Annotated in this window: 6 protein-coding genes; 3 read left to right on the plus strand and 3 right to left on the minus strand. The window is 73.8% G+C overall.

Annotated features, from left to right (window positions below; genetic code table 11):
- Positions 1-87: 87 nt before the first annotated feature.
- Genes ACFSVL_RS11165 through ACFSVL_RS11175 form a run of 3 tightly spaced genes read right to left on the minus strand, consistent with a single transcriptional unit; the run spans position 88 to position 3,755 of the window.
- Positions 88-1,260: a cytochrome P450 gene (locus tag ACFSVL_RS11165; protein WP_378303150.1), complete on the minus strand. Its 1,173-nt coding sequence runs from the start codon at positions 1,258-1,260 to the stop codon at positions 88-90.
- Positions 1,261-1,290: 30 nt separating this feature from the next.
- Positions 1,291-2,349, minus strand: coding sequence for a DegT/DnrJ/EryC1/StrS family aminotransferase (locus ACFSVL_RS11170; RefSeq protein ID WP_378303152.1), 1,059 nt, complete (start codon positions 2,347-2,349; stop codon positions 1,291-1,293).
- A gap of 23 nt (positions 2,350-2,372) precedes the next feature.
- Entirely contained in the window at positions 2,373-3,755 is a 1,383-nt protein-coding gene (locus tag ACFSVL_RS11175) for a glycosyltransferase (protein WP_378303154.1), read from the minus strand.
- A 196-nt stretch (positions 3,756-3,951) separates the two neighbouring features.
- Here ACFSVL_RS11175 and ACFSVL_RS11180 point away from each other — a divergent pair, with 196 nt between their 5' ends.
- The 3 genes from ACFSVL_RS11180 to ACFSVL_RS11190 all read left to right on the plus strand — a co-directional run bounded on the left by ACFSVL_RS11180 (position 3,952) and on the right by ACFSVL_RS11190 (position 21,100).
- On the plus strand, positions 3,952-5,358 hold the full coding sequence (locus ACFSVL_RS11180; protein WP_378303155.1) for a class I adenylate-forming enzyme family protein: 1,407 nt from the start codon (positions 3,952-3,954) through the stop codon (positions 5,356-5,358).
- Between the two features lie 193 nt (positions 5,359-5,551).
- Positions 5,552-15,574, plus strand: coding sequence for a type I polyketide synthase (locus ACFSVL_RS11185; RefSeq protein ID WP_378303156.1), 10,023 nt, complete (start codon positions 5,552-5,554; stop codon positions 15,572-15,574).
- 12 nt (positions 15,575-15,586) lie between these two features.
- Positions 15,587-21,100 carry a type I polyketide synthase gene (locus tag ACFSVL_RS11190; RefSeq protein ID WP_378303169.1) on the plus strand — a complete coding sequence of 1,838 codons (5,514 nt, stop codon included), beginning with the start codon at positions 15,587-15,589 and terminating at the stop codon, positions 21,098-21,100.
- Positions 21,101-21,134: the final 34 nt, after the last annotated feature.

The raw sequence follows: 21,134 nt of genomic DNA on the forward strand, positions 1-21,134 counted from the left end.
AATGCCGCGCGGGAGCAAGAAAACCTTGCTCCCGCGCGTCGAACGCCGAGGGTTCCCGTGCCCGCCAGCAGCCGGTACAGCCGCCGCTCACCACCTGACCGGCAGCGCGTGCAGCCCGAACAGCACCCCGTCGTACTTGAACGGCAGCTCGTCCGCCGGCGTGGCCAGCTCGAGACCCGGGATCCGTTCGAACAGCGTCCGGTAAGCGGTCCCCATCTCGGCCCGGACCAGGTTCTGGCCGAGGCACTGGTGCACGCCGTACCCGAACGCCACGTGATGGCGGGCGGTCCGGGCGGGGTCGAACCGCGCCGGGCAGCCGAACGCGCCGCTGTCGTGGTTCGCGGCGGCGATCAGCGGGATGATGCCGTCGCCCGCCTTGATGAGCTGGCCGCCGATCGGCACGTCCTCGACCGCCACGCGCAGCGAGACCAGATCGGCGACCGAGTGCAGCCGCAGGAGTTCCTCGACGATCCGTTCGTCGCCGATCCATTCCGGGTTCGCCAGCAGCGTGACCACGCCGAGGGAAATGTTGTTGGCCGTGGTCTCGTGGCCGGCGATCAGCAGCAGCATCGCCACCCCGGACAGCTCCTGGGGCGTCAGCGTCCCCGCGGCGAGCAACCTGCTGAGCAGGTCGTCGCCGGGTCGTCGCCGCTTGAGCGCGACGAGGCGGGTGAGGTAGCGCAGGATCTGCTTGCCCGCGGCTTCCCGCTCGTCGTCGGTCGAGGCGAAGCTGACCAGCACCCGGGTCTTGGCCTCGAAGAACTCGTGATCGGCGTAGGGGACCCCGAGCAGCGCGGTGATCACCAGGGACGGCACCGGCAGCGCGAAGTCGGCCACCAGGTCGGCGGTGTTCCCGGCCGCGAGCATGGCGTCGATCCGCCCGTCGACCACGCGCTGGATCGCCGGCTGCAGCTCCCGGATCTTGCGCACGGTGAACTCCGGGACCAGCGTCTTGCGGAACCGGCCGTGCTCGGGCGGGTCCATCCCGACGAACCATCCCGGCACCTGGTCCCGGCCGGGCACCCCGCCGGTGCGGCCGAAGCTCGGGAACCCGGCGTGCGACGGATCGGAACTGATCCGCGGGTCGGTGAGCACGGCGCGGACGTCCTCGTGCCGGGAAACCAGCCAGACTCCGGCACCGCCGACCGCGGCCTTGACCAGCCCCGGACGCGACCGGAGGCCGTCGTACTCCGGCGGAGGGAAGGGACAGCCCGCCCGGCGGCCCGGAAAATCGACGGTGTTCGGCTCAGTGCTTGTCATGCCCGCATTCCCTGGTTCGTCGGAGGAGTCTCAGGCCGCGGCGTAGAACTCGCGGACCTTGCCGGCGATGAAGATCTGGTCGGCTTCGGCGAGCCCGGTGTAGGTCGGCAGATACAGCCCGTCCTCGCTGAAGACGCTGGCCTTCAGCGAGGGCCAGCCGGCGTCGAGGTAGCCGGGCTGCCTGCTCATCGGCTTGAAGAACAGCCTGGTCTCGATCCCCGCCTCGGCGAGGAACGCGCGCAGCTCGTCGCGGCGTTCGGCCCGCAGGTCGTACATCCACAGCACGTCCCGGGCAGGCATCAGAGTGATCCCGCTGATCCCGGCGAGCCCGTCGTCGTAGCGTTTCTCGATGTCGCGCCGCCGGGCGAGGATCTCGTCGAGCCGTTCGGTCTGCGCCAGCGCGACGGCGGCCTGCATGCTCGTCATGCGGAAGTTGTAACCGACCTTCTTGTGCAGGAAGGTGTGCCCGGGATCGAAGGCCATCCCGCGCAGGTGCTTGAGCTGAGCGGCCAGGCGCGCGTCGCCGGTGAGGCAGATCCCGCCCTCGCCGGAGGTGATGATCTTGTTGCCGAAGAGCGAGAAACAGGCGATGTCGCCGATCGGGCGGACGCCGTGCGCCTCGGCCGAATCCTCGACCACGCGCAGGTTGTACTCGTAGGCAAGGTTCAGCACGGCGTCCATGTCGCAGCGCCGCCCGTAGACGTGGACCGGCATGATCGCCTTCGTGCGCGGCGTGATTTTCTCTTCGATCAGCGACGCGTCGATGTTCAGGTCGTCCCCGCAGTCGACGAAGACCGGGGTGGCTCCGGTGTAGGTGACCGCCCACGCCGAGGCGATCATGGTGAACTCCGGCACGATCACTTCGTCGCCGGGCCCGATGCCGAGCGCACGCAGCGCGAGGGTGAGCGCCGTGGTCCCGGACGAACAGGCGACGCCGTGCGCGATCCCGTTGTAGTCGGCGAACGCCTGCTCGAACCGGCCCACGAACGGGCCTTGCGAGGACAACCAGCCGTCGCGGACGGTCTGGGTCACGTAGTCCAGTTCCCGTCCTTCGAGCCAGGGCTGGGAAACCGGGTAGCGGATCGTCATCGTCTCCCCGTTCTTCGGGCCGGTCAGTGCAGGGCGGGGGAGGCGAGAACGGCGTCGGCCGCGGCGCGGCGCCCGCCCGCTTCCCGTTGCCGCGCGGCGAAGTACTCGGCGCGCTCGCGGAACGAATCGGTTTCGAGGACCCGGGTGAGCTTGTCCACCACGTCGTCCGGGTCGATCGTCGCGGGCCGGTCGAGGGTGAGGCTGACGCCGAAGTCCGCGCCCCGGACGGCCTGGTCGTGGCAGTCCACCCACAGCGGGCGCACCACCAGCGGCTTGCCGAAATAGAGTCCTTCGTGGTAGCCGTTCCCGCCCGCGTGGGTGAAGAACACCTTGACGCTGGGATGGGCCAGTACGTCGAGCTGCGACGGCAGCCAGCTCTCCACCCGCAGGTTGGCCGGTCGCTCGGCTTCCGGCGGCAGGAACTTCTGCTGGCCGTCCGGCAGCTTCCAGAGGACCTGGTGGCGGCCCTCGAGCCGGCGGGCGACCTCGACCAGCCCGCGGACCTGGTCCGGGGTCAGCCGGGTGATCGTGCCGAAGGCCATGTAGACCACCGAATCGCGGTCGTCGAGCCAGCCGGCGACCCGGCGGTCGTCCGGGGCCTGGGGCAGCTCCGGCACCATCGCGCCCACCAGCCGCATCTTGTCCGGCACCGGGAACGGGTAGTCCAGCTCCGGGACCGAGTAGACGAGAACGGTTTCGGCGGCGTCGATCCGGGCCATCTGCCCGCGTGCCTCGGGGGAGATCCCGAGCCGGGCGCGGATCGGGCCGTTCTGCTTGACCACCTTCGTCATCCTGGGATTCAGGAACATGGCCAGCGTGCGCAGTTTGAAGAGCCGGTTTTCGAGCTGCTGCGCCGGGGTCATCCGGTACGGCAGTCCCGAATGCGGCACCGGGAAGCTCGCCGGCGTGTAGCTCTTCGAGAACGGGGTGTGCGAAGTCAGCACGTTGCTGGGCATGAACGGAACGCTCAGGATGAACGGGATCTTCCGGGTGATCGCCAGCTCGACGGCGAACAGGCTGAGGCTCTCGATCACCATCAGCGCGGGCTGGATCTTGTCGGCCGCGCTTTCGAGCGCGCGGTACTTGCCCACCCACAGGTTCGGGTCCACCGTGCGCCGGAGGACCTCGCGGTGGGCCTTGAACCGGGAAGGCTGGGTCACCGCGCGGTAGGTCTCGTCGTCCCAGGTCACCGCGGACATCTCCGGCACTACCTCGCCGAGCGCGGCGAATTCCACCGGCGTGCCGGCTCCGAGCTGCTCGATTTCGGTGCGGCGGGGCTCGTCGGTGGCGAACCAGAGGTCCTCGACCCCGCGCCCGGACAGCTCGGCGGCGAGGATCAGCAGCGGGTTGAGCAGTCCGCTTTCCGGGGAGCTGACGAAAAGGATCGGCCGGCGGGGCGAGTCCATGGGCGCTGCCTTTCCGCGTGGTGGCGGTGGGTTCCGAGCTGGGTCCTGCCTTTGTCCCACGGGCAAGCCCGGAAAATTACTAGTGCCGGGCGCTTTCCCGTGCCGCTGCCGGGTTCTGGGGTTTTCCTGGCCGGGACGGCGGACTCTGGACGCCGGGGCGCCGCGGCGCCCCGGAAGGCGGACGAAGGGGATGGTCATGGCGAAGATGTGCGGTCCGGACAGTGTTCGCACGCTCGCGGAATGGGAAGCCGACGCGGTCCGGATGGCCGCCGGACTGTCCGAGCGCGGGGTGCGCCGGTCCGACCGGGTGCTGCTGAAAGCCGAGAACTCGGCGGGCTACGTGACCGCGCTTCTCGCGTTGATGCATCTGGGCGCGTCGATCGTGCTCGCCGACTGCCGGGAGAGTGCCGCGGCTACCGAACGCCTGATCGCGCAAGCGCGGGTCACGTTCTGCCTCAGCGGAGAGGAAACGCTCCTGCCGGACCTGTCCGTTCCGTGCTCGACGATCTACGAACTCCAGCTGGGCGCCGCGGGCCGCTCCGCGACCGCCGCGGACCTGGACGTCGGGCCGTGGTGCGAGCTGCCCGACGGCCTGGTCATGTTCTCCTCCGGGTCGACCGGCACGGCGAAGGCGATCGTCAAGACCGGCGGCTCGTTCCTGGCGAACCTGCGCCGCAACATCGACCAGGTCGGGCACGTCGAGACCGACGTGCTCGTGCCGCTGCTGCCGTTTTCCCACCAGTACGGCCTGTCGCTGGTGCTCATCGCCTGGCTCGCCCGGTGTTCCCTGGCGGTGGTGCCCTACCGGCGGCTCGACCACGCGTTGGGCATGGCCGGCCTGTGCGGGGCGACGGTGTTCGACGCCACCCCGGCGACCTACCGCAGCATGCTCAACATCGCCCGGCGCCGTCCGGCGCTGACGCGGGTGCTCGCCGGGGCGCGGATGCTGTGCGTCGGCGCCGCCCCGCTGGATCCGGGCCTGGTGGACCGCTGCCGCGCGGAGACCGGCCACTTCCTGCTCGACAGCTACGGCAGCACCGAGCTGGGCAACGTCGCGTTCGCGACGCTGGACAACCCGCGCACCTGCGGGCGGGCGGTCGAGGGCGTGCGGCTGGCGGTGGTGGACGAGCGGGGCGACGGCGTGGCACCCGGCGAGGTGGGCGAGGTGCTGGTGCACACCCCGGACGTGATGACCGGGTACCTGGACGCCGACGGCGAGATCGAACCGGCGGACCGGGGCTGGTTCCCCACCGGGGACCTCGGCAGGCTGGCGGAGGACGGGAACCTGACCGTCCTCGGGCGCAAACGCGCCGTCCACCGGCTCGGGTACACGCTGTACCCGGAGATGATCGAGCGGCGGATGGCGGAAGCGGGGTGCGTGGCCAAGATCGTCGCGATCCCCTGCGAGCGCAAGGGCGCCGAGCTGATCTCGTTCGTCGAGGACGACGAGAACCGGGGACTGGACCACTGGCGCGCGGTGGCCGGCGCGGTGCTGGCCGCTTACGAACTGCCCGACCGGATGGTCGTCGTCGAGCGCTTTCCGCTCAACGGCAACGGCAAACCCGACAGCAAACGGCTGACGGAACTGGCCGTCTCGGCCTGAGCCGCCGGGAATCCGCGGCCTGGCCCGGATTCTCCCGCGGCCGATCGCGGGAAATCCCCAGACAATGCCGTCCGCGGCTGGTCAGCGGCAGCGAATCTTCTTGTCCTTTAGGAAAAAGTACAGCTCGCGTGCTTCTACGATCGGCGGCGAAGCCAGTGTGAAACCAGGGCCCAAAGGGTGGTGGCGCGGCGAGATGAGCAAAGAAACCAGCAACGTGTCCCCGGTCGGCGACGTGTCCGGCGCGGGAACCGGCCGCGCCTTCGAAGCGCCGGGCACGGCGCCATCGCCGGGCTCGCGCGGAGCGGTCGTGCGGAAGCTTCTCGCGATGGTCCAGCGGTTCGTCGCGACGGCGCTGGGCGTCGAGCGTGCCGAGGCCGAAGACCCGCTCCGCCGCTTCGCCGATCTCGGGCTCGACTCGCTGGCCGCGGTCGAGCTGCACCGCCTGTTGCAGGACGAACTCGATTTTCCCTTTCCCCTCAGCGATATTTACGACCATTCGACCGCGCGCGGCCTCGCGCGGCGGCTGGCTGAGCACGTGCTGGGCGAGGCACCGGAGGCACCGGTGGCGGCCGGCGGCCCGGCCGGAGCCGCCGACCCGGTGGTGATCGTCGGCACCGCCTGCCGCGCCCCCGGCGGAGTGTCCTCCCCGGCGGAGCTGTGGCAGCTGGTTCTCGACGGCACGGACGCCATCGGGAGCTTCCCCGCCGACCGCGGCTGGGACCTCGACACCATCTACCACCCCGATCCCGGCCGGGCTGGGCGGACGTACGCCCGGCACGGCGGTTTCCTGCGCGGCGCCGCCGAATTCGACGCGGACTTCTTCGGGATTTCGCCGCGGGAGGCCCGCGCGATGGACCCTCAGCAGCGGCTGCTGATGGAACTGGCGTGGGAACTGTACGAGCGGTCCGGGATCGACCCGCTGTCGGTCGCCGGCAGTTCCGCCGGGGTGTTCATCGGCGCCGAGAACCACGAGTACGGGCCCGGCCTGCAGGACGCGCGCGACGGCGCGGAGGGCCATTTGATCACCGGCACCGCGGGCAGCGTCGCCTCCGGGCGGATCTCCTACGAGTTCGGGCTGCACGGCCCCGCGCTGACGATCGACACCTCCTCGTCCTCGTCGCTGGCGGCTCTGCACGTCGCCGCACGGGCGCTGCGCCACGGCGAATGCGACCAGGCGATCGCCGGCGGCGCGGCGGTGATGGCCGCCCCCGGCTCGTTCCTGGGCTACAGCCGGGTGCGCGGCTTGGCCGAAGACGGGCGCGCCAAGGCGTTCGGCGCGGGTGCGAACGGCACCGCGTGGGGAGAAGGCGCCGGGCTGGTGCTGATGGAACGCCAGTCGACGGCAGAGCGGCGAGGGCACCGGATCCTGGCCGTGTTCCGCGGTTCGGCGACGAACTCCGACGGCGCCAGCGCCGGGCTCACCGCTCCGAGCGGGCTCGCGCAGCAGCGGGTCATCCGGCAGGCGCTGGCCGACGCCGGTCTCCGTCCGTCCGAAGTGGACGCGGTGGAGGCGCACGGCACCGGCACCCCGCTCGGCGACCCGATCGAAGGCGCCGCGCTGCACGCCGTCTACGGCACCGGGCGCGACACCGGGCAGCCGCTGCTGCTGGGGTCGCTCAAATCGAACATCGGCCACGCCCAGGCCGCGGCCGGGGTGCTCGGCGTGATCAAGATGATCTCGGCGATGGGGGCGGGGGTGCTGCCCCGGACGCTGCACGCGGATCCGCCCACTCCGCGAGTGGACTGGGCGGCGGGCACGCTGAAACTGCTTACCAGGCAGCAGGAGTGGCCGGACCGCGGACGGCCGCGGCGATGCGCGGTCTCCTCGTTCGGCTTCAGCGGCGCCAACGTCCACGTGGTCCTCGAACAAGCCCCGGCCGCTCCGGAGCCCGCCGCCGCGGTCGCGGCCGGTCCGGCGCCGCTGGTGCTCTCGGCTCGCAGCCGCGCCGCTCTGCGCGCGCAGGCATCCTCGCTCCGGGAGGTGGTGCGGTCCGGCGCCCGGCCGCTGGACATCGCGTTCTCCGCGGCCACCACCCGGGCGGCGCTGCGGTATCGGGCCGTGGTCGAGGACGGCGGTTTGGCCGGCCTCGATGCGCTGGCCGCGGGCGAACCGCACGAGACCGTCCGCGAGGGAACCGCGCGGCACGGGCGGCTTGCGTTCGTCTTCCCCGGCGAAGGCGCACACCGGCTGGGCGCGGGCCGTGCACTGCACGCGCGATTCCCCGTGTTCGCCAAGGCTTTCGACGAAGCGTGCGCCGCGGCCGATCCGCACCTCGACCGGCCGCTGAAGCCCGTGGTGTTCGCCGAGCCCGGAGCGGCCGAAGCCGCGCTGCTGGACCGGCCGGCGTACGCGGAGCCGGCCCTGTTCGTCTTCCAGGTCGCGCTGTTCCGCCTCCTGGAGTCGTGGGGCGTGTGGCCGGACGTCGTGGCCGGCCACACGACCGGGGAGGTCGCCGCGGCGCATGTCGCCGGGATCTGGTCGCTGGCGGACGCCGCCGCCTTCGCCGCCCGCCGCGGCTGCCTGGCGCCGGACCCCGACGATCCGGAAGCCGCGCTGGACGAACTCCGCTGGGTCGCCGACGTGCTGACCTACCGCGAGCCGGAACTGCCGGTCGTGTCCGCGGCGACCGGTGCGCTGAGTTCGACGGCGGATCTCGGCTCGCCCGGCTACTGGGTGCGCCAAGCCCAGGAACCGGTGCGCTTCGCGGACGCAGTCGCGACCCTGGCCGCCGAAGGCGTCACCACCGTCCTCGAACTCGCGGCCGGCCCGGTGCTGTCCGGACTGGTCGCGGACCTGCTGCCCGATGAGGATGCCTTCGCGGCTCCGGTCCTGCGCGACGACGAGGACGAGACCGCCGCGATCGCCGCCACGATGTCCGCACTGCACGTGCGCGCCGCCGGACCGGACTGGGCACTGTTCTTCGCCGGCCGCGGCGCCCGCCGCGTCGATCTGCCCGCGTATCCCTTCCAGCGCAGCCGGTTCTGGACCGATCGCGGCGACCGGCGGGTCAAGTCCACTGTGGACCATCCGGTGCTGGACACCGCTGTCGAACTGGCCACGACCGGGGAGACCGTCTTCACCGGCAGTTTTTCCCGGCGCACGCACGCCTGGCTCGACGACTGCCGGATCCTCGGCCGGGCCGTCGTCCCGGGCGCCGCACTCGTGGAACTGGCCGTGCGCGCGGGGGACGAGGTCGGCTGCGACCGGCTGGCGGAGTTCGTCCTGGACGCTCCGCTCGTCCTCGATCCGCCGGACGCGGTGTCGGTGCAGGTCACCGTGGGCGGACTGGCGGACAACGGCACTCGGGCAGTCGCCGTTCACGCGCGAAACGCGGCGACGGCGCCCTGGACCCGGCATGCCGCCGGGGTGCTCGCCTCGGGCGGGCCGCCGTTCGGATTCGTCGGCGCCTGGCCGCCGGACGGCGCGTCGGCAGTCGAGTTGTCCGGCTGCTACGACAGCTTCGGGCAGTCAGGTTTCGAGTACGGCACGGTTTTCCGGGGACTGACCGCGGCGTGGCGCCGGGGCGACGACGTGTTCGCCGAGGTGCGCCTGCCGGAGCCGGGCGAGCCGGAGACCTTCGGGCTGCACCCCGCGCTGCTGGACGCGGCCCTGCGGACTTCGGCATTGGCCGGGTCCGGGCAGCCGGGCGTGCCGTCGTCCTGGACCGACGTGGTGCTGCACGCCGCCGGTGCGACGGCACTGCGGGTGCATCTGCGCGGCACCGGTGCGGGCACGGTGCGGATCCTGGCCGCCGATCCGGCGGGCAACCCGGTGTTCTCGGCGGAGTCGGTCGTGCTGCGCCCGCCGTCGTTGCCCGGCTCGCCAGAGACGGCGGACCGCCTCTGGCGGCTGGACTGGACGCCGTTGCCGGTCGACGCGGAAGCGCAGGACTGTTTCGCCGTGCTCGGCGCCGACCCCTACGACCTGGCGAACGGTCTGCGCGAGGCGGCGAATTCGGTGGAGAGCTACGCACAGCCGGTCGCCGACGGCGCGACGGTCTTCGTGCTGCCGGTCGACGGGACGAGCGGCCGCGGCGCGGCCCTCGCGGAGACCCTGGCGACGGTGCGGGCTTGGCTGGCGGACGCCCGGTTCGACGGCACTCGCCTGGCGGTCGTCACGCGCGGCGCCGTGCGGGCCGGCGGAGAACCGGTCACCGATCCGGCCGCCGCGCCGGTGTGGGGCCTGATCCGCTCGGCGCAGGCGGAGCACCCGGGCCGGCTCGTCCTCGTCGACCTCGACGGGGAGACCGCGGTCGGCGTCTCCGCCGCGGTGCTGGCCGGGCTGCTGGCCGCGGGCGAGCCCCAAGCGGTCATTCGGCGCGGCGCGGTGCGGGTCGCGCGGCTCGGGCGGTTCCCAGCGGACGCCGGGACCGGGCCGCGGGCCGTTCCCCCGGACCGCTCCGGCGACGGCCGGCGCGCCTGGGAGCCGCGGGGCACGGTCCTGATCACCGGCGGAACCGGCCCGCTCGGCAGTTCGCTGGCGCGTCATCTCGTGACCGAGCGCGGAGTACGGCAGCTAGTGCTGGCGGGCAGCGACGGCCCGGCGGCGGAAGGAGCGCGAGAACTGCTTGCCGAACTCGGCGAGTCGGGCGCGCGGGTTTCGGCGGTCGCCTGCGACCTGGCCGACCGCGGCGCGGTGGCGGACTTGCTGACCGGCCTTCCCGAGGCGTACCCGCTGACCGCGGTGATCCACGTGGCCGACATGGCTGACGACGGCGAGCCGGGTGCCTTCGACGAGGACGGTCTCGCCGCCGAGCTCGCCGTCGCCTGGCACCTCCACGAACTCACCGCCGACCGGGCTCTCGCCGCGTTCGTCCTGGTGTCTTCGGCCGCCGGCCTGCTCGGCAGCGCCGGGTCGGCGGCCCGCGCCGCCGCGGCCGCCGGACTGGAAGCGCTCGCTCAGCACCGCGACGCGCTCGGCCTGCCAGCGACAGCTCTGGCGTGGACCGCCGGGGCCGGCCGCCTTCCCGACGATCAGGAGTGGTCGTCGTTCGACCGCGCACTCGGCTCGGCCGCGCCGGTGCTCGTCTCGGCGGCGGTGGACCTGTCCCAGTACGGCGACCAGGCGCCGCACCTGTTCCGCGACCTCGTCCGGACCCGGCTCCGCCGTCCGGCGGCGGCGCACCCGGCAGACGAGGCCGCGCTGGCCGACCGTCTCCCCGACCTGCCCGAACCGGACCGGGAAGGCCTGCTCGTCGAGCTGATCCGGCGCGAGGCGGCCGCCGTGCTGGGACACGAGGACGCGGAGCGGGTCGAACCGGGCCGGGCGTTCAAGGAAATGGGCTTCGATTCGCTGAATTCGGTGGAGCTGCGGAACAAGCTCTCGGCGGCGACCGGGTTCCGGCTGGCCCCGACCGCGGTCTTCAGCCATCCGACCCCGCGGGCGCTGGCCGCGCATCTGCTCGCCGGACTGGCGCCGGACCGCGAACCCGCCGGGTCCGCCCCGCCCGCTCCGGCGGCCCCGCGCGGCCCGGCGGCCGAACCGGACCCGATCGTGATCGTCGGGATGAGCTGCCGCTACCCGGGCGGGGTGCGGTCGCCGGACGAGCTGTGGGACCTCGTTTCCGGCGGGCGCGACGCGATCGGCGGCTTCCCGGCCGACCGCGGCTGGGACCTGGCCGGCCTCTACGACCCGGACGGCCTGCGGCCCGGCACCTCGATCACCCGCGAGGGCGGTTTCCTCGCCGACGTGGCCGGATTCGACGCCCGGTTCTTCCGGATGAGCCCGCGCGAAGCGCTGGCCGCCGACCCGCAGCAGCGGATCCTGCTCGAACTGGCGTGGGAGGCGTTCGAGGCCGCGGGCATCGTTCCCGGCTCCCTCGCCGGGTCGGCCACCGGCGTGTTCGTGGGCGCGATGAGCAGCGGCTACGCGTCGCTGCTGCCCGAGGCCAGCCGCTCCGAAGGCTTTGTGCTGACCGGAAACACCGGCAGCGTGCTGTCCGGCCGGATCTCCTACACCTTCGGGCTCGAAGGCCCCTCCCTGACCGTCGACACCGCGTGTTCGTCTTCGCTGGTTTCCCTGCACACGGCCGCGCGGGCGCTGCGGTCGGGGGAGTGCTCGCTCGCGCTGGCCGGCGGAGTGGCCGTGCTGGCGGAGCCGTCGATGTTCGTCGAGTTCAGCAACCAGGGAGGCCTCGCGGCGGACGGCCGGTGCAAGTCGTTCTCCGCGGACGCCGACGGAACCGGCTGGGCCGAGGGCGCCGGGATGCTCGTGCTGGAGCGGCTTTCCGACGCCCGCCGCCGCGGTCACCCGGTCCTCGCCGCGCTCCGCGGCAGCGCGGTGAACTCCGACGGGACGTCGAACGGGCTCACCGCGCCGAACGGGTCCTCGCAGCAACGGGTGATCCGGGCCGCGCTCGCCGACGCCGGACTGTCCGCTTCGGACGTGGACCTGATCGAGGCGCACGGCACCGGGACGACGCTCGGCGACCCGATCGAGGCCCAGGCGCTGCTGGCCACCTATGGCCAGGGCCGGACGCGTCCGGCGAAGCTCGGCTCGCTGAAATCGAACCTCGGTCACGCGCAGGCGGCGGCCGGGGTCGGCGGCGTGATCAAGACGGTGCTTTCGCTGCGCGAGGGGGTGATGCCGAAGACGCTGCATGCGGACGTGCCGAGTCCGCACGTCGACTGGACCGCGGGCGCGGTGGAACTGCTGACGGAAAACACGACGTGGCCTGAGCTGGACCGGCCGCGGCGCGCGGCGGTGTCCTCGTTCGGCATCAGCGGCACCAATGCGCACGTGATCCTCGAACAGGCTCCGGCCGCTGCCGGCCCGGGACCGCGGCCCGGTCCGGCCGGCGTCGTGCCCTGGGTGCTTTCGGCGGCGTCCGAGCCTGCCCTGCGGGCGCAAGCGGCCCGGCTGCGGTCCTGGACGGACCAGCGGCCGGGCCTGGCGCCTGCCGACGTCGGCTGGTCGCTGGCCACGACCCGTTCCCCGCTGCCCCGGCGGGCCGCGGTGGTGGGCGAAACCCGGCAGGAGTTCCTCGACGGCTTGGCCGCGCTGTCGGCCGGCGGGCCGTCCGCGTCCGTCGTCCTCGGCGCCGGCGGCGGCGAGACGGGCCCGGTGTTCGTCTTCCCCGGCCAGGGTTCGCAATGGTGGGGGATGGGCCGGGAACTGCGGTCCTGTTCCCCGGTGTTCCGGGACAGCGTGGCAGCCTGCGCCGAAGCGTTTTCGTCCTATGTGGACTGGCCGGTGGCGGAGGTCGTCGACGGCGTCGGCGACACCGCGATCCTGGACCGGGTCGACGTCGTCCAGCCCGCGCTGTTCACCGTCATGGTCGGGCTCGCGCGGGTATGGCGGTCCCACGGCGTCGAACCCGCCGCGGTGATGGGCCACTCGCAAGGGGAGATCGCCGCCGCGCACGTGGCCGGGGCGCTCTCGCTCGACGATGCCGCCCGCGTGGTGGCGCTGCGCAGCCAAGCGTTGCTGAAGCTGTCCGGCTCCGGCGGGATGGTTTCGATCGCCGAGTCCGCCGAGCGGGCCGCCGAACTGCTCGCGCCGTGGGGCGAGGACGTGTCGCTCGCCGCGGTGAACGGACCGTCCGCGGTGTCGGTGTCCGGGGCGCCCGCCGCGCTCGAGGGGGTGCTCGCCGAATGCGAGCGCCGGGGCGTGCGCGCGCGGCGGATCGCGGTGGACTACGCCTCGCACGGTCCTCAGGTCGAGGCCGTCCGCGAGGACCTGGTGCGGGCGCTCGCGCCGATCCGCCCGATGCGGTCGAGCGTGCCGTTCTGCTCCACGGTTTCCGGCGCGCGGATCGACACCTCCGGGCTCGGCGCGGAGTACTGGTACACGAATCTCCGGCAGCCGGTGCAGCTGGAACGGGCGACTCGCACGCTGACCGCGGGCGGACGCCGGGTGTTCATCGAAATGAGCCCGCACCCGGTTCTGCTCGGCGGGATCCAGGAGACCGTCGAGTCCGCGGGCGAAGACGCGGGCGTGGTGCTCGGCTCGCTGCGCCGTGACGAAGGCGGCGCCCGGCGGTTCCTGACTTCGCTCGCCGAGGCGCACGTGCACGGCGTGCCGGTGGATTGGACGACTGTGTTCGCCGAGGGACAGCCACGGACCGTGGCGCTGCCGACGTACGCCTTCGAGCGCAGCCGGTACTGGGCGGAGCAGGAGACGCCCGCGCCCGCGGGGGGCGCGCAGGACCCGGAGTTCTGGAACCTGGTCCAGAGCGGCGACGTGCGGGCGCTGGCGGAGCAGCTGTCGCTCGGCAACGAACGCGCCGCACTGGAAACGGTGCTTCCGGCGATGTCGGCGTGGCACGAACGGCGGCAGCGGAACTCGGCGGCCGAGCGCTGGCGCTACCGCATCCGGTGGACTCCGGTGACCGTTGCCGACGCGCGGCTGAGCGGAACCTGGTTGCTCGCGGAGTCCGCGGAAACGCCGCTCGGCGACGAGCTGGCGGCCGCGCTCGCGGGGGCCGGCGCGGTCGTCGTGCGTCAGGAGATCAGCGCCGACGACCGCGAAATCGTTGCCGGACAGGTGAAATCCGCGCTCGACGGGCAGGTCCCGGCGGGGATCGTCTCCCTGCTCGGCCTGGCCGAGCAACCGCATTCCGCCGCGGCCGCCGTGCCCCGCGGCCTCGCCCGCACGGTCGGCTTGGTACAGGCGCTCGGCGATCTGGGCGTCGAGGCCCCGCTGTGGTGCGTGACGCGCGGAGCGGTCGCCGCCGGACCGGGCGAGGTGCGCCCGGCGCAGGCCGCGTTGTGGGGCTTCGGCCGGGTCGCCGCCCTCGAACACCCGTCGCGCTGGGGCGGCCTGATCGATCTGCCCGAAACGTTCGACGACCGCACAGCGGCCCAGCTCGCCGGGGTGTTTTCCGGCGCGGGCGGCGAAGACCAGGTGGCGCTGCGCCCCTCGGGAGCGTTCGGACGGCGTTTGGTCCGCGTTCCGGCCCCGGCAGGCGGCCCCGGCACGTCCCGCCGTTCGCGCGGGACGGTGCTGATCACCGGCGGCACCGGCGGTCTGGGCGCGTGCGTGGCCCGATGGGCCGCGGCGGACGGCGCGCGGCACATCGTGCTGGCGGCTCGTCGCGGACTGGACGCGCCGGGCGCCGTCGAACTGCGCACCGACCTGGAGAACGCGGGAGCCCGGGTGACGGTGGCGGCCTGCGACGTCGGCGATCGCGCCGCGGTCGCCGGACTGCTGGCCGGGATCCCGGCCGAGTTCCCGCTGACCGAGGTGTTCCACGCCGCGGGCGTGCTCGACGATGTTCCGGTCGAGGAGCTGACCTTGACCGGTCTCGACACGGTGTTCCGGGCGAAGACGGCAGGCGCGCGGAATCTCCACGAACTCACCGCCGGTCTCGAAACCTTCGTGCTGTTCTCGTCGGGAGCCGCGATCTGGGGCGGCGGCGGGCAGCCGGGTTACGCGGCGGCGAACGCCTACCTCGACGGGCTCGCCGAACTGCGGGCGAGCGAAGGGCTTCCCGTGACCTCGGTGTCGTGGGGTTCCTGGGCCGGGACCGGCATGACGGCCGATGCCGAGACGCGGGACCGCTTCCTGCGCGCCGGCGTCGCGCCCATGGACCCGGACCTCGCGGTCGCCGCGCTCGCCCGGGCGATCGACGACGGCGAGACCGCGCTGACGGTCGCGGACATCGACTGGGCGCGGTTCGCCCCGCGGTTCACCGCACTGCGGCCGAGCCCGCTGCTGTCCGAGCTGCCCGAGGCCGGTGCCGCCGGGATCGGCGCAGGCGACGGCGAGGAGCCGCCGGTCCGCCGCCGGCTGCTCGGCCTGCCCGGCGCCGAACGCGGCCGCGCGCTGCTGGAGGTGGTCCGCGCGGAAGCGGCGGCGGCGCTCGGGCATTCCTCGGCCGCGACCGTTCCCGCCGACGACGCGTTCCGCGACCTCGGGCTCACCTCGGTGGTGGCGGTGGCCCTGCGCAACCGGCTCGCCGCCGTGACCGGGCTGGCGCTGCCCGGAGCGCTGGTCTTCGACTACCCGACGCCGCGCGCGCTGAGCGGCCGCCTGCTCGCCGAGCTGTTCCCGGACGAGCACGCCGGCCGCGAACCGGTCGACGACGAAGCCGCGGTGCGGCAGGCGCTGGCCGCGATCCCGGTCGGCCGCCTCCGGCAGTCCGGGCTGCTGGGCATGCTGCTGAGCCTGTCGGGTGAAGCGGCCGGGGACGTCGCCCCCGGCGGCCCCGGCTCGATCGACGACCTGGACGCCGAAAGCCTGCTTCGGCTTGCCGACGAGAGCACGACGAACTGACGACGGAGTGAACTGATGACGGACGAGCGCTATGTCGAGGCTCTGCGGAAGTCGCTCAAAGAGGTCGAGCGGCTGCGCCGGCAGAACGAACAGCTGGTGGCCGCCGCGGCGGAGCCGGTGGCCATTGTCGGCATCGGGTGCCGTTTCCCGGGCGGGGCGACCTCGCCGGAGGCGCTGTGGGACCTGGTCGCGCACGGCCGGGACGCGGTCTCCGGCTTCCCCGCCGACCGCGGCTGGGACCTCGACGCGCTGGCCGGCCGCGACCGGCACGGCAGCGTCGCGAGCGAGGGCGGGTTCCTCGACCGCGTCGCGGACTTCGACGCCGGGTTCTTCGGGATCTCCCCGCGCGAGGCCGCGGGGATGGACCCGCAGCAGCGGGTGCTGCTGGAGACAGCGTGGGAAGCGCTCGAACGGGCGGGCATCGACCCGCGGCCGTTGCGCGGCAGCCGGACCGGCGTGTTCGTCGGCACGAAGGGCGAGGACTACGGCGACCTGGTGGCGAAGGCGGGTCCGGAGACCGACGCGCACGGCGCCACCGGCCGGTACGCGAGTGTGCTCTCCGGGCGGATCTCCTATTCGTTCGGCTTCGAGGGCCCGTCGATGACTGTCGACACCGGATGTTCGTCCTCGCTGGTTTCCTTGCAGCTGGCGGCGCAGGCGCTGCGCAACGGAGAGTGCTCGCTGGCGCTGGCGGCCGGGGTGACGGTGATGGCGACCCCGGCGGTGTTCGTCGAGTTCACCCGGCAGGGCGGGCTCGCGCCGGACGGACGGTGCAAGTCGTTCGCGGACGCGGCCGACGGCACCGGCTGGGCGGAGGGCGCCGGAGTACTGGTGGTGGAGCGGCTTTCCGACGCGCGGCGCCACGGGCACGAGGTGCTGGCTGTGCTGCGCGGCGGCGCGGTCAATTCCGACGGCGCCAGCAACGGCCTCACCGCGCCGAACGGCCTTTCGCAGCAGCGCGTGATCCGCGCCGCGCTCGAGGCCGCCGAGCTGTCCCCGGCGGAGATCGACGCGGTGGAGGGGCACGGCACCGGGACGACCCTCGGCGACCCGATCGAGGCACAGGCGCTGCTGGCGGTGTACGGCCCCGGCCGCGCCCCCGGCCGGCCGCTGTGGCTCGGGTCGGTCAAGTCGAACCTCGCGCACACCCAGGCCGCGGCCGGGATGGCCGGGGTGATCAAGATGATCATGGCGATGCGGCACGGGGTGCTCCCGCCGACGCTGCACGTCGACGCGCCGAGCACGCACGTCACCTGGTCCGGCGGCGGGGTTTCGCTGCTCACCGAGCGCATTCCGTGGCCGGAGACCGGCCGTCCTCGCCGGGCAGGCGTGTCCGCCTTCGGCATCAGCGGCACCAACGCGCACGTGATCCTTGAGCAGGCTCCGGCGCCCGGAGCCGCGCCCGAAGCGGCAGCCGAAGACGTGCTGCCTTGGCTGCTGTCCGGCCGCACCGAACAAGGATTGCGGGCGCAGGCGCGTGCCCTGCTCGCACATCTCGCCGACGCACCGGACCAGGCGCCTGCCGACACGGCGTTCTCCCTGGCCCGCACTCGTGCGGCGCTGGATCGCCGGGCGGTCGTCGTCGGCGCGGGCCGCGAAGCTCTGCTCGCCGGCGTGCGCGCGCTCGCCGACGGCGATCCCGCGCCGGGCCTCGTCGTCGGTTCGGCTGCGGCCCGTGACCGCGGCGCGGTCCTGGTTTTCCCCGGCCAGGGTTCCCAATGGCCGGGGATGGGCGGCGAACTCCTCGCCGCGTCGCCGGCGTTCGCCGCCCGGATCGCGGAGTGCGAGGACGCGTTGCGCCCCTTCGTCGACTGGTCGCTGACCGCGCTGTTGCGGGGCGGGGAGGACGCGGCCGCTCTCGGCCGGGTCGACGTCGCGCAGCCCGCGCTCTGGGCGATGATGGTTTCGCTGGCCGCGGTCTGGCGTGCCCATGGTGTCGAGCCCGCCGCGGTCGTCGGCCATTCGCAGGGCGAGATCGCCGCCGCCTGTGTCGCGGGCGGACTGTCCCTTTCGGACGGTGCGCGGGTCGTCGCCCTGCGCAGCCAGGCCATCGCCCGGACGCTGTCCGGGCACGGGGCGATGGTGTCGGTGCGGGCGACCCGCGAGGACGCGCTGGCCCGGCTGGAGCGCTGGCCCGGCAAGGTGTCGGTGGCCGCGGTCAACGGCCCGTCCGCGGTGGTCGTGTCCGGGGACGCGTTCGCGCTGGAAGAACTGGTCGAGCAGTACCGGGCCGAGGGCGTCCGGGCCAAATGGATCGACGTGGACTACGCCTCCCACTCGGCGCACGTCGACGCCCTGCGCGGCGAACTGGCTTCGGCCCTCGCGCCGATCCGGCCGCGCAGCTGCGACGTGCCGTTCTTCTCCACCGTCACCGGCGATTGGATCGACACCGCCGAACTCGACGCCGGCTACTGGTACCGGAACCTCCGCGGCACCGTGCAGCTGGAGCCGGCGGTCCGCGCGCTGCTCGGCGGCGGGCACGAGGTGTTCCTGGAAGCTTCGCCCCATCCGGTGCTGGCCGCCGGTCTGCAGGAGACGATCGACGTCGCCGGCGCGGCCGACGCGGTGGTGCTCGGTTCGCTGCGGCGTGCCGACGGCGGACGCGCCCGCCTGCTCGCCGCGCTGGCCGAGGCGCACGTGCACGGCGTGCCGGTGGAGTGGCACGAGCTGGTGGCCGGCGGACGCCGGGCCGACCTGCCGACCTACGCCTTCCAGCGGCAGCGGTACTGGCTCGAACCGCGCACGGGCGCCGCGGACCCGGCGGACCTGGGCCTGGAGCCGGCGGACCATCCGATGCTGGGCGCGGCGCTGGACCGGGCCGGGGGCGAGGGCGTGGTGCTCACCGGCCGGATCGGGCTGAACTCGCAGCCGTGGCTGGGCGACCACGTCGTGCTCGGTTCGGCGGTCGTGCCGGACACCGCGTTCGTCGAATGGGCGATGCGGGCCGGCGACGAGATCGGCTGCGCGGCGCTCGACGAGCTGACCGTGCACCGGCCGCTGGTCCTCGGCGAAAGCGGCTCGGTCCAGGTGCAGGTCGTCGCCGGGCCGGGTGCGGACGCCGAGGCGGCCGCCGGTCGCCAGGCGGTCGCGGTCTACTCCCGGGGTTCCGGCGGCGGGCCGTGGACCTGCCATGCCACGGCGACGATGTCGGCCTCGACGGCCGGTGCGCCGGGGTCGCCGGGCTGGCTGCCGGAAGACGCCGAACAGGTCGAGGTCGAGCAGTTCCTCGCGGCGGCCGAAACGGCCGGGCACCAGCCCGGGCCCGGGTTCCGGACCGTCGTGGCGGTGTGGCGGCGCGGCGACGAGCTGTTCGTGGAGACCGAGCTGCCCGAAGACCTCCGCCCGGCCGCGGACGGATTCGCCGTCCACCCGGCGCTCTGGCAGACCGCGCTGGCCGCCGCTCTGGCGGGGAGCGGCGGACTCGCCCTTCCTTCGCGCTGGCACGGGGTCCAGGTGCACGCCACCGGCGCGACCGCGGCGCGGCTGCGGCTTTCGCCGGACGGCCGGGGCGGGGTGTCCGTGACGGCCGAGGACCCGGCAGGCGTCCCGGTGCTCACCGCGGCCTCGGTCCGGCCCGGCGCGATCTCTCCCGACCTGCTCGTGCCCGCCGGACCCGCCCACCGCGACGCGCTGTTCCAGGTCCGGTGGGCCCCGGTCCCCGGCGGCGCGCCCGAACCGGTCGCCGGGCGCTGGGCGGTGCTCGGCGCCGGGCCGGCGGCGGCCGCGGTGGAACGGGCCGGCGTCCCGGTGGTCACGGCGGCGAGCCTCGACGAACTCGGCGCGGCGGGGGAGCCGGTGCCGGACCTGGTCGTGCTGCCGGTCGATCCGGAGACGGCGGACGGAGTGGCCGCGGCTGCCCACGCCGCGGTCCGCGACGTGCTGACCGCGGTGCAGGCCTTCTTGCGGGACAGCCGGTTCGGCGGCTCCCGGCTCGTCGTGCTGACGCGCGGTGCGATCGCCGCCGCGCCGGAGGAAGCCGTCGACGGGCTCGCCGCCGCGGGCGTCTGGGGTCTGGTGCGCTCGGCCCAGTCGGAGAACCCCGGCCGGATCGTCCTGGCTGACATCGACGAAGAAGACAGCTCGGCGAAGGCGTTCGCCGCCGCGGTCGCCGGCGCGGTCGCTGCCGACGAACCGCAGGTCGCTCTCCGGTACGGCACCGCCGCCGTCCCCCGGCTCGCGCGGGCGGAGACGGCGGAAGGGATCGCGGAATGGCGGCTCGACCCGACCGGGTCCGGGACCGTGCTCGTCACCGGCGGCACCGGAACCTTGGGCGCGCTGCTCTGCCGCCACCTCGCCGGGCGGCTCGGAGTGCGCCGCCTGCTGATCACCAGCCGACGAGGCCCGGACGCCGACGGTGCCGCCGGACTCCGCGAAGAGCTCACCGAACTCGGCGCGGCGGTCGACATCGTCTCCTGCGACGCGGCGAACCGCGACGAGCTGGCCGGAGTGCTGGCCGGGATTCCCGCCGAGCACCCGCTGAGCGCGGTGCTGCACCTGGCCGGCGCGGTCGACGACGGGGTGTTCGACGCGCTGACCGGCGACCGCGTCGACCGGGTGCTGGCGCCGAAGGCGGACGCGGCGCTCAATCTCCACGAACTCACCCGCGACCGGAACCTTTCCGCGTTCGTCCTGTATTCCTCGTACTCCGGCGTTTCCGGTGCGGCCGGGCAGGCCAACTACGCCGCGGCGAACACCTTCCTCGACGCGCTGGCCCAGCACCGCCGGGCCGGCGGACTGCCGGCCGCGTCGCTGGCCTGGGGCTTCTGGGAGCAGCGCAGCGAGCTCACCGGCGCACTCGACGCGACCGACCTCGCCCGGTTCGGCCGCGAAGGCGTCCGCGCGATGACGGCCGAGCAGGGCCTCGGGCTGTTCGATCTGGCGTCCACTGTGGACGATGCGCTGGTCGTGACCGCACCGCTGGCCCTGCGGTCGATGGACCGCTCGGCGGTGCCGCCGCTGCTTCGCGGGCTCGTGCGGGCCGTCGCGCGCCGGAACGAGAGCGGCGGCGCCGGCCGCCCGGACGGACCCGGACTGGCCGCGCGGCTGGCCGGCTGGAGCGCGGCAGACCAGGAGAAGCTGGTGCTCGACCTGGTGAACCGGCACGTCGCCGCGGTGCTCGGGCACGGTTCGCCGGAGGCGGTCGAGCCCGGCCGCGGGTTCCTCGAACTCGGGATGACCTCGCTGACCGCGGTCGAACTGCGCAACCGGCTGGCCGCCGAGGCCGGGGTCCGGCTGCCGGTCACGCTGATCTTCGACCACCCGACCCCGATCGCACTGGTCCGGCACCTGCGGGCGGAACTCGGCGCGGGCGACGGCCCGGTCCCGCTGCTGGGCGAACTGGAACGGCTCGAAGCCGCGGTGGCGGCGGCCGAACCGGACGCCGCCACCCGGGCGCTGCTGGCCAGGCGGCTGTCCGCGATGCAGTGGCGGCTGGAGGCGGACGGCGCGGAAGACGCCGAGGAACTCGCCGAAGCGAGCGACGCCGAGATGTTCGCGCTCATCGACCAAGAACTCGGGCGCGGCTGACCAGCCCGGCCGGTCCGACCCTGACGTCTCGCAC

The organism is Amycolatopsis silviterrae, from assembly GCF_042684085.1.
GTDB lineage: Bacteria > Actinomycetota > Actinomycetes > Mycobacteriales > Pseudonocardiaceae > Amycolatopsis > Amycolatopsis silviterrae.